At 59.5% G+C, this 14,157-nt stretch carries 15 protein-coding genes and 1 tRNA gene; 12 read left to right on the top strand and 4 right to left on the bottom strand.

Annotated elements, in window-relative coordinates; genetic code table 11:
• Window positions 1-115: 115 nt before the first annotated feature.
• From rpoE to N4Q37_RS26145, 4 genes are all read left to right on the top strand, one after another.
• Entirely contained in the window at window positions 116-697 is a 582-nt protein-coding gene (gene rpoE, locus N4Q37_RS26160; protein ID WP_085585129.1) for an RNA polymerase sigma factor RpoE, read from the top strand.
• Between the two features lie 31 nt (window positions 698-728).
• Window positions 729-1,316 (top strand): sigma-E factor negative regulatory protein, encoded by a 588-nt coding sequence (locus N4Q37_RS26155; protein WP_260963085.1) that lies wholly within the window; start codon window positions 729-731, stop codon window positions 1,314-1,316.
• Between the two features lie 11 nt (window positions 1,317-1,327).
• Window positions 1,328-2,275, top strand: coding sequence for a MucB/RseB C-terminal domain-containing protein (locus tag N4Q37_RS26150; protein WP_260963084.1), 948 nt, complete (start codon window positions 1,328-1,330; stop codon window positions 2,273-2,275).
• A gap of 230 nt (window positions 2,276-2,505) precedes the next feature.
• Window positions 2,506-3,936, top strand: coding sequence for a DegQ family serine endoprotease (locus tag N4Q37_RS26145; protein WP_260963083.1), 1,431 nt, complete (start codon window positions 2,506-2,508; stop codon window positions 3,934-3,936).
• Window positions 3,937-3,999: 63 nt separating this feature from the next.
• On the opposite strand, the gene N4Q37_RS26140 is transcribed toward N4Q37_RS26145, so the two are convergent.
• Window positions 4,000-5,433, bottom strand: a complete 1,434-nt coding sequence (locus tag N4Q37_RS26140) for a M48 family metalloprotease (protein WP_260963082.1) — start codon at window positions 5,431-5,433, stop codon at window positions 4,000-4,002.
• Window positions 5,434-5,531: 98 nt separating this feature from the next.
• On the opposite strand from N4Q37_RS26140, the gene N4Q37_RS26135 reads away from it, so the two are divergent.
• Together N4Q37_RS26135 and N4Q37_RS26130 are read left to right on the top strand one after the other, a co-directional pair.
• Complete coding sequence (locus tag N4Q37_RS26135; protein WP_260963081.1) at window positions 5,532-5,771, top strand: sulfurtransferase TusA family protein; 240 nt, start codon at window positions 5,532-5,534, stop codon at window positions 5,769-5,771.
• Between the two features lie 30 nt (window positions 5,772-5,801).
• On the top strand, window positions 5,802-6,872 hold the full coding sequence (locus N4Q37_RS26130) for an AI-2E family transporter (protein WP_260963080.1): 1,071 nt from the start codon (window positions 5,802-5,804) through the stop codon (window positions 6,870-6,872).
• A 109-nt stretch (window positions 6,873-6,981) separates the two neighbouring features.
• Here N4Q37_RS26130 and N4Q37_RS26125 read toward each other — a convergent pair whose 3' ends face one another.
• Window positions 6,982-7,455 carry a peroxiredoxin gene (locus tag N4Q37_RS26125; protein WP_260963079.1) on the bottom strand — a complete coding sequence of 158 codons (474 nt, stop codon included), beginning with the start codon at window positions 7,453-7,455 and terminating at the stop codon, window positions 6,982-6,984.
• 10 nt (window positions 7,456-7,465) lie between these two features.
• The gene (locus tag N4Q37_RS26120; RefSeq protein WP_260963078.1) at window positions 7,466-8,026 is read right to left on the bottom strand and encodes a glycine cleavage system protein R; all 561 of its coding nucleotides are present in this window, start codon (window positions 8,024-8,026) and stop codon (window positions 7,466-7,468) included.
• Between the two features lie 317 nt (window positions 8,027-8,343).
• Here N4Q37_RS26120 and dapA point away from each other — a divergent pair, with 317 nt between their 5' ends.
• The 6 genes from dapA (at window position 8,344) to N4Q37_RS26090 (ending at window position 12,977) form a co-directional block, all read left to right on the top strand.
• Window positions 8,344-9,222, top strand: coding sequence for a 4-hydroxy-tetrahydrodipicolinate synthase (gene dapA / locus N4Q37_RS26115; protein WP_260963077.1), 879 nt, complete (start codon window positions 8,344-8,346; stop codon window positions 9,220-9,222).
• An 18-nt stretch (window positions 9,223-9,240) separates the two neighbouring features.
• Entirely contained in the window at window positions 9,241-10,356 is a 1,116-nt protein-coding gene (bamC, locus tag N4Q37_RS26110; protein ID WP_260963076.1) for an outer membrane protein assembly factor BamC, read from the top strand.
• Between the two features lie 4 nt (window positions 10,357-10,360).
• Window positions 10,361-11,119 carry an MBL fold metallo-hydrolase gene (locus tag N4Q37_RS26105; protein WP_260963075.1) on the top strand — a complete coding sequence of 253 codons (759 nt, stop codon included), beginning with the start codon at window positions 10,361-10,363 and terminating at the stop codon, window positions 11,117-11,119.
• 28 nt (window positions 11,120-11,147) lie between these two features.
• Window positions 11,148-11,861, top strand: coding sequence for a phosphoribosylaminoimidazolesuccinocarboxamide synthase (gene purC, locus N4Q37_RS26100; protein WP_030141208.1), 714 nt, complete (start codon window positions 11,148-11,150; stop codon window positions 11,859-11,861).
• A gap of 83 nt (window positions 11,862-11,944) precedes the next feature.
• Window positions 11,945-12,034 (top strand) — tRNA-Ser (locus tag N4Q37_RS26095).
• Window positions 12,035-12,443: 409 nt separating this feature from the next.
• Entirely contained in the window at window positions 12,444-12,977 is a 534-nt protein-coding gene (locus tag N4Q37_RS26090; RefSeq protein ID WP_260963074.1) for a hypothetical protein, read from the top strand.
• 235 nt (window positions 12,978-13,212) lie between these two features.
• Here N4Q37_RS26090 and N4Q37_RS26085 read toward each other — a convergent pair whose 3' ends face one another.
• Entirely contained in the window at window positions 13,213-13,566 is a 354-nt protein-coding gene (locus tag N4Q37_RS26085; protein WP_260963073.1) for a DUF6124 family protein, read from the bottom strand.
• Window positions 13,567-14,157 lie beyond the last annotated feature (591 nt).

Here is a 14,157-nt window from a genome sequence, read left to right as displayed (position 1 = left end):
GCGCGCCGGAAACTTGCTTGAAAGGGGGAGAACTTTTGCGAAAAGCCCGAGTCTATGTTTGCAAGCCCGGTCGTTTAGTACTGCAAGCCTCCTTCGAGCTTATCGAGGAGTGTTCATGCTAACCCAGGAAGAGGATCAGCAGCTGGTCGAGCGCGTTCAACGCGGCGACAAGCGAGCGTTCGATCTGCTAGTGCTGAAATACCAGCACAAAATTCTCGGGTTGATCGTGCGTTTCGTGCACGACACCCATGAAGCCCAGGATGTCGCTCAGGAAGCCTTCATCAAGGCATTCCGGGCGCTGGGAAATTTTCGCGGGGACAGCGCGTTCTACACGTGGCTTTACCGCATCGCCATTAACACGGCGAAAAACTATCTGGTTTCACGCGGCCGCCGGCCGCCGGATAGCGATGTGAGTTCGGAGGATGCCGAGTTCTACGATGGCGATCATGGCCTCAAGGATCTCGAATCACCGGAGCGAGCATTGCTGCGGGATGAGATCGAGGGCACTGTCCATCGGACCATCCAGCAATTGCCTGAAGATTTGCGTACGGCTTTAACTTTACGTGAGTTCGACGGTCTGAGTTACGAGGACATTGCGAGTGTCATGCAGTGTCCGGTGGGTACCGTGCGCTCCCGGATCTTCCGCGCCCGGGAGGCCATCGACAAAGCCCTGCAACCGCTGTTGCAGGAAAACTAAAGACAGCGGCGATAGCCAAGAGAGGAACGCCATGAGTCGTGAAGCCCTGCAGGAATCGCTGTCCGCAGTGATGGATAACGAAGCGGACGAATTGGAATTGCGTCGGGTGCTCAATGCCTTCGACGATGTTGAAACCCGCGAGACCTGGGCTCGTTACCAGATTGCCCGGGCGGTGATGCACAAGGATCTGTTGCTTCCGCGCCTGGATATCGCTGCGGCCGTTTCTGCCGCATTGGCTGACGAAGCGACACCGGTGAAGGCTTCTCGCGGACCATGGCGCAGTCTCGGTCGCCTGGCAGTGGCCGCTTCGGTCACCGTCGCCGTGTTGGCAGGCGTGCGTTTGTACAACCAGGATGAGATTGCCGGTGTGCAGTTGGCGCAGCAGTCCAATCAGCCAAGCCTGGCCGCTCCACAGGTCAAGGGCCCGGCGGTACTGGCCGGCTACAGCGAGGGTTCGGAAACCGCGGGCCCTATGGTCAACGGCGTTCTGCAGGGCCAGCCAGGCTGGCACGACCAGCGTCTGCCCAGCTATCTGCGCCAGCATGCCCAGCAGGCGGCCATGAAAGGTACTGAAAGTGCACTGCCTTACGCCCGTGCAGCCAGCCTGGAAAACCGTTAAGGAAGGAACCTTTGCGCGCCATACCTCTATTCACGCTGTTGCTGGGTGGCTGGTGTGTGCTCCCAGCCTATGCCGATGAAGCTCAGGACTGGTTGAGTCGTCTGGGCCAGGCCGAGCAGCAGCAGAGCTTTCAAGGTACTTTCGTTTACGAGCGCAACGGTAGTTTTTCTACTCATAACATCTGGCATCGCGTCCAGGATGGCAAGGTCCGTGAGCGGCTACTCCAGCTTGACGGCTCGGCACAGGAAGTCCTGCGCATTGATGGACATACTCAATGCGTCAGCGGCTCCTTGATCGCGGGGCTGGGCAATACGCCTGACGGAACCACTCGCACCCTCGATCCACAAAAACTCAAGAACTGGTATGACCTTGCTGTCATTGGCAAGTCGCGCGTGGCCGGGCGTCAAGCGGTCATTGTTGCGTTGACACCCAAGGACCAGCATCGCTATGGCTTCGAGCTGCATGTGGACAAGGAAACCGGCCTGCCGCTCAAGTCTTTGTTGCTCAACGACAAGGGCCAGTTGCTAGAGCGATTCCAGTTCACGCGCTTGAATGTCGTCGCACCGACAGACGAGGATCTGCAGGCCAGCGCCGATTGCAAGGTGGTCGCGCCGGATGCCAGTAAAGCGGTCACGGCGAAAGCGGCCTGGCACTCGGACTGGCTGCCACCGGGCTTCGAACTGATCGCGAGTGCCGTGCGCAAGGATCCGGACTCCAAGGCCGAGGTCAATAGCCTCATGTACGAGGATGGCCTGGCTCGCTTCTCGGTTTTCCTGGAGCCGCTGAACGGTGCGAGCGCCACCGACACTCGTACGCAACTCGGCCCGACGGCGGCGGTGTCCCGTCGACTGACGACGCCGCAGGGCGAGATGATGGTCACGGTGGTTGGCGAGATTCCTATCGGCACGGCGGAGCGGATTGCGCTCTCCATGCGTTCCGACGTCACGGCGGCTCAGTAATGGGCCGTTTGGGTGATTCGATGGGGCGAAAGGCATCTGGCATCGGGGCTTGATCGAAATGCTGAAACTTTCTGACAGCATTTTCATTTGCAAAAAATCGGCTTTTTTTCTATAGGTCAGAGCCGCTCGGCCCTGGCCTAGTCTGTTCCCGGAACAAAAATACCGGCGTATCGTTTCCCGGTGTTTCTTGATCCATATCGCTTAACCCTGCTCGTCGTAACGGGAGCCGTATGTCGATACCACGCTTGAAAACCTATCTCTCCATTTTTGCCACTGTGCTGGTGCTCGGCCAAGCCGTTCCCGCGGTGGCGGTCGAGTTGCCTGATTTCACGCAACTGGTCGAGCAGGCCTCGCCCGCGGTGGTGAACATCAGTACGACCCAGAAGCTGCCGGATCGTCGTGTATCGGACCAGCAGATGCCCGACCTGGAAGGCCTGCCGCCGATGCTGCGCGAGTTCTTCGAGCGCGGGATGCCGCAGCAACCACGTTCGCCCGGTGGCGGTCGCCAGCGTGAAGCGCAATCGTTGGGGTCGGGCTTCATCATTTCGCCTGACGGGTACATCCTGACCAACAACCACGTGATTGCCGACGCCGACGAGATCCTGGTCCGCCTGGCCGATCGCAGTGAGCTCAAGGCCAAGCTGATCGGCACCGACCCGCGTTCCGACGTGGCGCTGTTGAAAATCGAGGGCAAGGATCTGCCGGTGCTCAAGCTGGGCAAATCCCAGGACCTGAAAGCCGGCCAGTGGGTGGTCGCCATCGGTTCGCCGTTTGGCTTCGACCATACGGTGACCCAGGGTATTGTCAGCGCCATCGGCCGTAGCCTGCCGAACGAAAACTACGTTCCGTTCATCCAGACCGACGTGCCGATCAACCCGGGCAACTCCGGTGGCCCGCTGTTCAACCTCGCCGGCGAAGTGGTGGGGATCAACTCCCAGATCTACACCCGTTCGGGCGGCTTCATGGGCGTGTCTTTCGCGATTCCGATCGATGTCGCCATGGACGTCTCCAGCCAACTGAAAAGCGAGGGCAAGGTCAGTCGCGGCTGGTTGGGCGTGGTCATCCAGGAAGTGAACAAGGACCTGGCCGAGTCGTTCGGCCTGGAGAAGCCAGCCGGTGCGCTGGTGGCGCAGATCCAGGACGGTGGCCCGGCAGCCAAGGGTGGCTTGCAAGTGGGTGATGTGATCCTGAGTCTCAATGGCCAGCCGATCGTCATGTCCGCCGACCTGCCGCACTTGGTGGGAGCCCTCAAGGCGGGCGCCAAGGCCAATCTGGAAGTGATCCGCGAAGGCAAGCGCAAGAACGTCGAGCTGACTGTCGGCGCCATTCCTGAAGAAAGCAAGGAGTTGGATTCGCTGCCAAAATCCGACGTCGAGCGCAGCAGCAACCGCCTCGGTGTGGCGGTGGTCGAACTGACCGACGAACAGAAACGTACCCTGGAACTGCCAGGCGGCGTTGTGATCAAGGAAGTGCAGGACGGTCCTGCCGCCATGATCGGCTTGCAACCTGGCGACATCATCACGCACTTGAACAACCAGGCCATTGGTTCGGCCAAGGAGTTCACCGACATCGCCAAGGCATTGCCGAAGAATCGCTCGGTGTCGATGCGCGTCCTGCGCCAGGGGCGTGCAAGCTTCATCACCTTCAAGCTGGCCGAATGACCGGTTAGTGGCTCTATAAAAAACCGCCTCCAGAGAGGCGGTTTTTTATTACCTGGCGCTTACTCAGCCCATCATGTCCTTGACCATGCGCTCCTGCTCCATGAGCTCCCGTTGCCGCGCATCGATGCGTGATGACAGCGGGAAGTTGGTGCCGGCGCGGCGTTTGGCAAAATCCAGTTGCTGGATGGCCTGGCGATAATCGCCCACCAATGCGAAGTATTCGGCACGGGCCTGGTGCAGGCCGATGATGTTGCCCGACAAGCCACGGGTCTCGGCCACCATGTACCAAACGTCCGGATCGTCCGGACGGCTCTTGAGCAGGGTTTCCAGGGCCTTCTCGGCGTCGGCGGCGCGGTTCTGCTTGAGCAGCAGGTCGACGCGCACCTGGTTGAGGGGGTAGTTGCCCGGGTACTGGCTCAGCATCCGGTCCACACGCGATTGAGCGTCGGCCAATTTGTTGCTGGTGATGTCCAGGTCCACCTGGGCCAGGTTATAGATGATTTCGTTGGGCGATTTGGCCAGCAGCGGCTTGAGGTTCTCTCGCGCTTCATTCAGTTGGCCGCCCTTGATCTGGGCGATTGCCAGGCCATAGCGCGCCACGTCGTTCTTCGGATTCTCATCCAATTGCGCGCGGAAGCGCTTGGCGCCCAGACCCGGGGTTTCTTCATAGGTCAACAGTACGCGTGCGCGAATCAGTTGATAGCGCATGCTGTCTTCGATACCGCCAGGCTTGGCCTGTTCGGCACGGTTACGGGTATCGGCGATCCGCGATTCCGTCACCGGGTGAGTCAGTAGGAATTCGGGTGGCCGGGCGTCGAAGCGGTATTGGCGCATCAGGCGTTCGAACATGGTCGGCATGGAGCGCGGGTCGTAGCCGGCCTTCTCCAGGTTCTGGATGCCGATGCGGTCGGCTTCCTGTTCGTTCTGGCGAGAGAAGCGCCGTTGTTCCTGGATCGCGGCGGCCTGGGTCCCGGCAATCGCCGCGATCCCGGCGTCACCACCACCCGCGGCAGCGAGCACGATGCCGGTCAGCAGTGCCGCCATCATGGGCACCTGCATGCGCTGCTGGGCTTCCACGCCGCGAGCGAAGTGGCGTTGCGACAAGTGCGCCAGTTCGTGGGCCATGACCGAAGCGTATTCGCCTTCGGTCTGTGCATTGAGAAACAGGCCCCCGTTGACTCCGACGATGCCGCCGGGTGCGGCAAAGGCATTGAGCTGCGGACTGTTGATCAGGATGAACTCCAGTCGCCGGTCGTTGACCTGGCTGGTTTCCACCAGTTTGTAGACGCTGGACTCAACATAGTCCTTGAGCTGCGGATCGTTGAGCTGCGAAACCTGGCTGCGCAGCAGGGCCAGCCAGGCGCGACCCAACTGGTGTTCCTGTTCCGGCGAGACAATGGCGGAGCTGGCGTCGCCAAGTGACGGCAGGTCGTCGGCGAAGCCTGGTGAGGCCAGCAGGCAGGCGAGCGTCAGCAGGGTAGGGCGCAGGAATGTCATGCACGAAGCCTTAGTCGACAAAGATTCTAATGTATCCGGACACCAGGCCGGGGACCAGATATTCTAGGTCACTCAATGACCTGCTGCGGAGTGAAACAATGTCCGATGCTGTAGCCCACGATGCCGAGCTGGACGCCAGCGGCCTGAACTGTCCGCTGCCGTTGCTCAAGGCCAAGCTGGAACTCAATCGCCTGGCCAGCGGCGCTGTGCTCAAGGTGACCGCCACGGATGCGGGTTCCCAGCGAGACTTCCGCACCTTTGCCCGATTGGCCGGTCATACGCTGCTGCTTGAAGAAGACGATAACGGCGTCTACCGCTATTGGCTGAAAAAAGCCTGATCACCGACGGCTTCCCCTTAAGGATTTTTAATGTTCAAAGTGTTACGCGACTGGATCCAGCGCTACTTCTCCGACGAAGAGGCGGTGGTGCTGGCAGTGCTGCTGTTCCTGGCCTTTACCGCCGTGCTCACCCTGGGAGGCATGTTGGCACCGGTGCTGGCGGGCATGGTGCTGGCGTACCTGATGCAAGGGCTGGTCACGACGCTGGAGCGTTTGCGCCTGCCGGGCACCGTGGCGGTGGGGTTGGTGTTCGCCTTGTTCATGGGGTTGTTGGTGGTGTTCATCGTGGTGGTCGTGCCGTTGCTCTGGCACCAGTTGGTGACCTTGTTCAACGAATTGCCGGGGATGCTCGCCAAGTGGCAGTCCCTGTTGCTGCTTTTGCCCGAGCGCTATCCACACCTGGTGTCCGATGAACAGGTGCTGCAGACCATCGAAGTGCTGCGTGGCCAGATCGGCAAGTTCGGCCAGTGGGCGCTGACGTTTTCGCTGTCCAGCCTGCCCCTGTTGGTCAACATGATGATTTACCTGGTGCTGGTGCCGATCCTGGTGTTCTTTTTCCTGAAGGACCGGGAAATGATCGGACGTTGGGTGAGTGGTTATCTGCCGCGTGAGCGGACGCTGATCACCCGGGTGGCCCAGGAAATGAATCTCCAGATTGCCAACTACATCCGCGGCAAGGTCATCGAGATTTTCATTTGCGGAGCGGTGACGTATATCGGCTTCGTGGCCCTGGGACTCAACTACGCCGCACTGCTGGCATTGCTGGTGGGTATTTCGGTGGTGGTGCCTTATGTCGGCACCGTGGTGGTGACCGTGCCGGTGGCGTTGATTGCGCTGTTCCAGTGGGGCTGGAGCGACCAGTTCATTTACCTGATGGCGGTCTACGGGATCATCCAGACGCTCGATGGCAACGTGCTGGTGCCGTTGCTGTTCTCCGAGGCGGTGAACCTGCACCCGGTGGCAATCATCTGCGCGGTGCTGCTGTTTGGCGGGCTGTGGGGATTCTGGGGGGTGTTCTTTGCGATTCCCCTGGCGACGTTGATCAAGGCGGTGCTGGATGCGTGGCCGAGCAAGGAGCCGATTGTGGCGCCGTTGTTGTAGCTTGAGTAATAAGAGTGGGATTTATCGTCTCATCGTCGGAACCCTGCCCGGAGCAAGCTCGCTCCGGGCAGGGTTCCGACGATGGCGCCAGTATTGACGACGGAGGATTTCAGGTCTTCTCCAATGCCTGGGCCGCCGCCAACACCGCGTCCACATGCCCCGGCACCTTCACGCCGCGCCATTCCTGGCGCAGCACGCCGTCCTTGTCGATCAGGAACGTGCTGCGGTCAACGCCCAGGTATTCCTTGCCATAGAGCTTTTTCAACTTGATCACGTCGAACAGTTGGCAGACGGCCTCGTCCTTGTCGCTGATCAGTTCGAACGGGAATTCCTGTTTGCACTTGAAGTTCTCGTGGGACTTGAGGCTGTCCCGGGAGACGCCGAACACTTCGGTATTGGCGGCCTGGAACTGCGCATACTGGTCACGAAAACCCTGGCCTTCGGTGGTACAGCCAGGCGTGCTGTCCTTGGGGTAGAAATAGATCACCACCTGCTTGCCCCTGAGGGCGGCGAGGCTGATGGTCTGCCCACTGGTGGCGGGAGCCTGGAAATCGGTAACCGGTTGGTCGACGGCAACGGCCATGAACGCTTCCTTACATTGGGTTTTGTGGGCGCCACGGTTCGATCAGGGCATCCAGGTTCATCGCATCGGCGAAGTCCAGGAAATGATCGCGCAGCCAACTGATCTGGGTGCCGGCCGGCAGCGTCACGGTGAAGGTGGCGTTGAGCATGGTGCCGCCGGTCTGTGGAGCCTGGTAAGTGTCGCAGGTCAGGTTTTCCAGCTCGACGTGGTGGTCCATGAAGAACTGGCACAGCTCGTTGATGATGTCCGGACGGTAGGCCGAACTGACATAGGCCACATAGGGCAGGGCCTGGGGACGGTTCTCCAGGGCGGCGCTGCGTACCACGTTGGCGGTGAAGGCGTACTTCTTGGCCAGCATCGGCAGGCTGCCTTCCAGGCGGGCCAGGGCGTCCCAACTGCCGGAAACCTCGAGTACGAGCGCACAGCATTCGCCATGACGGGTCAGGCGTGAAGTCACGACAGCGCAGCGGTTTTCGTGGCTGGCGCGGCACAGGACGTTAGTCAGCTCCATTGGGTTGGCGCCAAGGGCACTGATAACAAGGAATTGTTCGCGGACTGTGGGGGTGGACATGCAGCATTCCTAAAGCGATGAGCGGTCGGCACCAATTTGCAGCTTGGCACGGCGCCAGGTCCGGAAAACGAACGGCTCAAGCCCTGTTCCCGGGGTTGTGCTGCATTTCCGGGAGAGCGGGAATACACCCGGACAAACGCAGGATCGGGGCTTGTGGCGACGAAAACGGAGGCTGGAAACCGGCGTATGAGCTTATCGATGCCGATCAAAGTCTGAAGGGTAGCGAAAACCATCGCCAAGGGGAATGGTAGTTCGCTTGTACAAGCATCTTGGCGCCAGTACCATTACCGCTCTCTTTTTCCGGCAGGAGCGGTTTCATGATTGCGGGCAGTATGGTGGCACTGGTCACACCCATGGATGCAGAAGGGCATCTTGACTGGGCCAGCCTCAGCAAACTCGTGGACTTCCACCTTGAAAACGGCACCCATGCCATTGTCGCCGTTGGCACCACGGGCGAGTCGGCGACCCTCGACGTCAATGAGCACATCGAAGTCATCCGGGCCGTGGTCAAGCAGGTCAACGGTCGCATTCCGGTCATCGCCGGCACGGGCGCCAACTCGACCCGTGAAGCCGTCGAGCTGACCCGCAATGCCAAGGAAGCCGGTGCCGACGCCTGCCTGCTGGTCGTTCCTTACTACAACAAGCCGACCCAGGAAGGCTTGTACCAGCACTTCAAGTACATTGCCGAAGCGGTCGACATCCCGCAGATCCTCTATAACGTTCCTGGCCGCACCTCCTGTGACATGCAGGCCGAGACCGTGATCCGCCTGTCCACCATCCCGAACATCATCGGCATCAAGGAAGCCACTGGCGACCTGAAGCGCGCCAAGGCGATCCTCGATGGCGTGAGCAAGGACTTCATCGTGCTGTCCGGCGATGATCCGACGGCGGTCGAGCTGATCCTGTTGGGTGGCAAGGGCAACATCTCCGTCACCGCCAACGTCGCTCCGCGCGAAATGGCCGACCTGTGCGAGGCTGCGCTCAGGGGCGACGCCGAAACCGCGCGGGCCATCAACGAAAAACTGATGCCGCTGCACAAGGACCTGTTCATCGAAGCCAACCCGATTCCGGTGAAGTGGGCTTTGGTCGAGATGGGCCTGATGCACCAAGGTATCCGCCTGCCGCTCACCTGGTTGAGCAAGGCCTGTCATGAACCGCTGCGGCAGGCCATGCGCCAGTCCGGCGTCCTGGTTTAATTCGAGGAAGTACAACGCATGAAGCGAATGGCCGGACTTTCCGCACTTGCCTTGATCATCTCCAGCACCAGCGGCTGTGGATGGATCTGGGGACCGGAGGGTTACTTCCGCGACCGTGGTAGCGACTACCTGCAAGCGCAACAGACTGCACCGATGCAATTGCCGCAAGATGTCAACGTCGCCAAGCGCCTGGACCCGCTGCTGCCGATCCCGCGCAACGTGGCCGACGACACCGCCAAGGGCGAGTACGTCGTGCCGCGTCCGCAACCGCTGTCGGCGATTGCCGACGCCAGCGACTACACGCTCCAAAAGAGTGGCGATTCGAGCTGGGTCATGGCCCAGCATCCACCGGCCGAAGTCTGGCCCGTGGCGATCCAGTTCTTCCAGGACAACGGTTTCCGCCTGGACGAGCAGCGCCCGCAAACAGGCGAATTCAACACCACCTGGCAGCGCTCCGATGAATTGTCCGCCGCCATGGCCAAGCGCCTGAGCGCCGCCGGTGTCGCCGCCGACAGCGAAACCCGCGTGCGGGTGCGCATCGAGCCGGGCGTGCAGCGCAACACCAGTGAAATCTACGTGGTCAGCGCCGAGCGCCCTGCCGGCAGCACTGCCGACGTGGCGTTCACCAACCGTTCGGTCAACACCGGCCTCGACGCTGCCCTGGTGGACGACATGCTCGCCAGCATGAGCCGCACCGCGGAGCAGGGTGGTTCGGTCTCGATGCTGGCCTCCCGCGACTTCGATGCGCCGAGTCGCGTCAGTCTGAGCGAAGACGGCAGCGGCAACCCGGTGCTCAACGTCGGGTCCGACCTGGACCGTGCCTGGTCAAGCGTGGGCCGGGCGCTGGAGCAGGGCGAATGGCGAGTTGAAGACATCAACCGCAGCCTGGGCCTGTACTACATCAACCTCGCTGAAAAAGCCGAGAAGAAAGACGAGAAGCCAGGTTTCTTCAGCAGCTTGTTCGGTGGCAAGCCGGACAAGGAAGAAATCGAAGCCCGCGCCGAGCGTTATCAGGTTCGCCTGAGCAAGGTGGGCGACAGCGTACAGGTGACCGTCGAGAAGAACATCAATACCGTGGCGCCGGCCGATGTGGCCCGCAAAGTGTTGAGCGTGATTCAGGACAACCTGGGCTGATCCGATGCGTTTTGCCGTTCTCGGCAGCGGTAGCCAGGGGAACGGCACGCTGGTAGCCAGCGCCGATACTTGTGTGTTGGTCGATTGTGGTTTCTCCCTGCGGGAAACCGAGAAGCGCCTGTTGCGCCTGGGTGTGCACCCGGCGCAACTGAGCGCGATACTGGTGACCCACGAACATGCCGACCACGTGCATGGCGTGGGTTTGCTGTCTCGGCGCTACAATCTGCCAGTGTTCCTCAGCCGTGGAACGCTGGGCGGCCTGCGCAAGCCCATCGAGCCGGCTGGTTTCGTCGCCGGTGGCGAGCAATTGCGCATTGGTGCCCTGGACATCAGCGTGGTCAGCGTGGCGCACGATGCCCGCGAACCCACGCAATACGTGTTCAGCGACGGGGAGCGGCGCTTCGGCTTGCTGACCGACCTGGGCTCCTATTGCGACAGGGTCATGGACAGTTACCGGGACCTCGATGCGTTGATGATCGAGTCCAACCATTGCCGCGACATGCTGGCGCGAGGGTACTATCCGTATTTCCTCAAGCAGCGGGTCGGCGGGGAACATGGACATTTGAACAACCACCAGGCGGCATTCCTGGTGGCCGAGTTGGGCTGGCAAGGCTTGCAACACCTCGTCCTGGCCCATCTGAGCAGCAAGAACAACCTGCCGCAGCTGGCCCGGCAATGTTTTGTCGACACCCTCGGGTGCGACCCGGACTGGCTGCAACTGGCCGATCAAGATTCAGGGCTCGACTGGCGATATATCGCCTAGCCCATCTACTTAGCAAGCGGAGCCCATCATGGAAAAACGTGAAGAACTCTACCGCGGCAAAGCCAAGTCGGTTTACAAGACCGATGACGCCGACCGCTTGATCCTGCTGTTTCGCAACGACACTTCGGCGTTCGACGGCAAGCGCATCGAACAACTGGACCGCAAGGGCATGGTGAACAACAAGTTCAACGCCTTCATCATGCAGAAACTCGAAGCCGCCGGCGTGCCGACCCAGTTCGACAAGCTGCTGGGCGACAACGAATGCCTGGTCAAGAAGCTGGACATGATTCCGGTCGAGTGCGTCGTGCGTAACTACGCCGCCGGCAGCCTGGTCAAGCGCCTGGGCGTAGAAGAGGGCATGAAGCTCAACCCCTACACCTTCGAACTGTTCCTGAAGGACGACGCCAAGGGCGACCCGTTCATCAACGAATCCCACGTCGTAGCGTTCGGTTGGGGCACCGCCGAGCAATTGGCTCGCATGAAAGAGCTGTCCCTGAAGGTCAACGACGTGCTGACCAAACTGTTCGACGACGCCGGCCTGCTGCTGGTGGACTTCAAGCTTGAATTCGGCGTGTTCAGCGACGGCTCCATCGTCCTGGGCGACGAGTTCAGCCCGGACGGCTGCCGTCTGTGGGACAAGGACACCAAGAAGAAGATGGACAAGGACCGCTTCCGCCAAGGCCTCGGTGACGTCATCGAAGCCTACGAAGAAGTCGCCCAGCGTCTGGGTGTACCGCTGTAATCGACGCAAACATCTGATAGCACAGAAAAATTTTCGCTCGGGGGTTCGCTTCCGGCGAATGTGCTGGTATGATGCGCGCCACTGGAGAGATGCCGGAGTGGCCGAACGGGACGGATTCGAAATCCGTTGTACTGGCAACAGTACCTAGGGTTCAAATCCCTATCTCTCCGCCACTATTGAATACGACTAAGCCCCTGAAATGGTTGAACATTTCAGGGGCTTTTTCGTTTCTAGGATTTGGATTAGGGCATTTCTAGGGCAAAACAATTGCCGCCGCACATGCCCGGGAAAATTCTGCTGCCACGCTCACCTTATTTGCAGAAGGCAGCGCCGGCCCATTCCCCATATCCCTGCTGCCATGCAATCCGCCTCACTGACATGTAACCCGATCGCATCTCTCTGGCGCCCAGACATAACTCGTTGATATTTACCCGATTCGCTGTGACGGATTCTGTTTCGATTTCCCACCGGCCTGAGTAACGTTACGCAGACGAAGTAATGGTTCAGAGCGAAGACCAAGACGGTTAAGAATGATCATAAAAAACAGGGGAAGTTGTCTTGCCGGCCGGAACGGAGACCTCATTGACCGCCTATTTTCCACCGTTGACTATCGGGAGTCAGACTTACGATTTCGCTCATCTTGAGCCGTTCACATTCTCTGTTCAGAGCGCATTGGCGGGACGTGAGTTGAGCGTGCACGTGACCTTTTCGAGTCACTGTTTCAGTCAGGGCTATAACGAGGCCACACACCCTGCAGGAGAGCAGATTATTTTTGACCAAGCGGGACGACCGCGCTCGTTCTGTTCCATCCGTTATCGCTTGTCACTGATGCTACCGCCCGTGATCCAGGGCCTGAACCATCCTCAGGTCAAGGTAAGAGAAACAGCTGCGCAGCGAAACTGGGCATATTCAATAACGATCATAGACCCGAACGGGCCCTATCATGTGTTCTTTGAAATACGTCGAGCTGCTGCTGATAAGCCTCAGGATCTGAATCTGGTTATCGAAAGCGCTTATCACCAGACCGAGAAGCCGCCTAGGTTACTGGGCCGAATGGGCTTTATATTGCTGTGCGGCAAGATCCATATGCGCCAGCCGACATCGACCCAGCGTTAAGGGCAGAAACGAAAAAAGACGCCATGGGCGTCTTTTTCGTGTTCGGTAAAGCAGATCCAGACACCACTTACGAACCGCCTTGCGCGGTTACGGCTTCGCCGCTGGGAAGCGCTCTATCTCATCTGGTCAGTCGCTTCGACGGGATAAATCTAGAGAAGATTGGTAGGCTCGTCAATCGGTTTCCGTTTCTTAGCGAGGAAACCGATACAGAGAACAAAAAAACAGTCGGCGCTCGCTAGCGCGGATCGATGTTATCCAGCACTCGATTCGCCAACAGTTCGCTCAGTTCGATCACCTGCAGAATACCCATTGCCACACGTCGGCGTGATCCTTCGAGGTCGAATGTCAGGTCGTTGATCATGGCGTTGGCCGAGGCCAGGTTTTCGCTGAGGTTGGCGAGCAGGGTTTCATTGTCGATGCCCTCGACGACGGTGAAGAGCTGATCCGGTGATGGATCGCTTTTAGTGTCGGCTTCCTTTGGCTTCAAGTAGTAATCCAGCGCCCGGTCGGTGGCTTCCTGGACTTTTTTTGGATCGAGGCCGGTGGAGCTGGGGTCCGTTTCCGGTGGATTTGGGGTGACCTTGAACATGGTAAAACTCCTGTACCTGTCTGAGCCACCATGACTTGTCGCTAAACAAGTAAGGGTGGCGGCTGCACGCAGGTTAGCGAACCGGGGGTACAGGAGCCCGGCAGATCCGAAGATCTCCCGCGCACAGCCACCATTGCAACCGTTGCAGCCATGAATACCTGCAACGACATCAGGAGTGCTGATGCGTCCATACCCTTCGGGTCGCTAAACCCGATCACTGATGAGCAGTGACAGGAACCAAGCTACCGGGGCGGGCAAAGGCGCACAAGCGGGCGGATTCTGGCTTAGTTGTAGGCAAAGGCGCAAGGTAACGTAGCCGGGATCCATGGGCTTGGTGTTTCCGAGTATGTATGGTTGTAGGACTGGCTACCCGTCTTGCTGAGATGGCCGAGTAAGCAAAAGCGTGTTCACTGTTTATGACTGGAGTGCGTCCGTGGCGAGGGAGCTTGCTCCCGTTGGGCTGCGAAGTGGCCCTTTTTTTGTGAGTGCTGTCGCACTGGAGCGCCAGCCCGGTCGAGGGTGTCAGAAATTTTGTGTTCGGGCATAACATGAGTAAGAGGTGCATGTATGCCAACCAAAAAGAAACCGCTT

Origin of the sequence: Pseudomonas citri (assembly GCF_025336485.1) — a bacterium.
Lineage (GTDB): Bacteria > Pseudomonadota > Gammaproteobacteria > Pseudomonadales > Pseudomonadaceae > Aquipseudomonas > Aquipseudomonas citri.
Note: the sequence above shows the minus strand (reverse complement) of the source record. Positions and strands in the feature narration are given on the sequence as shown.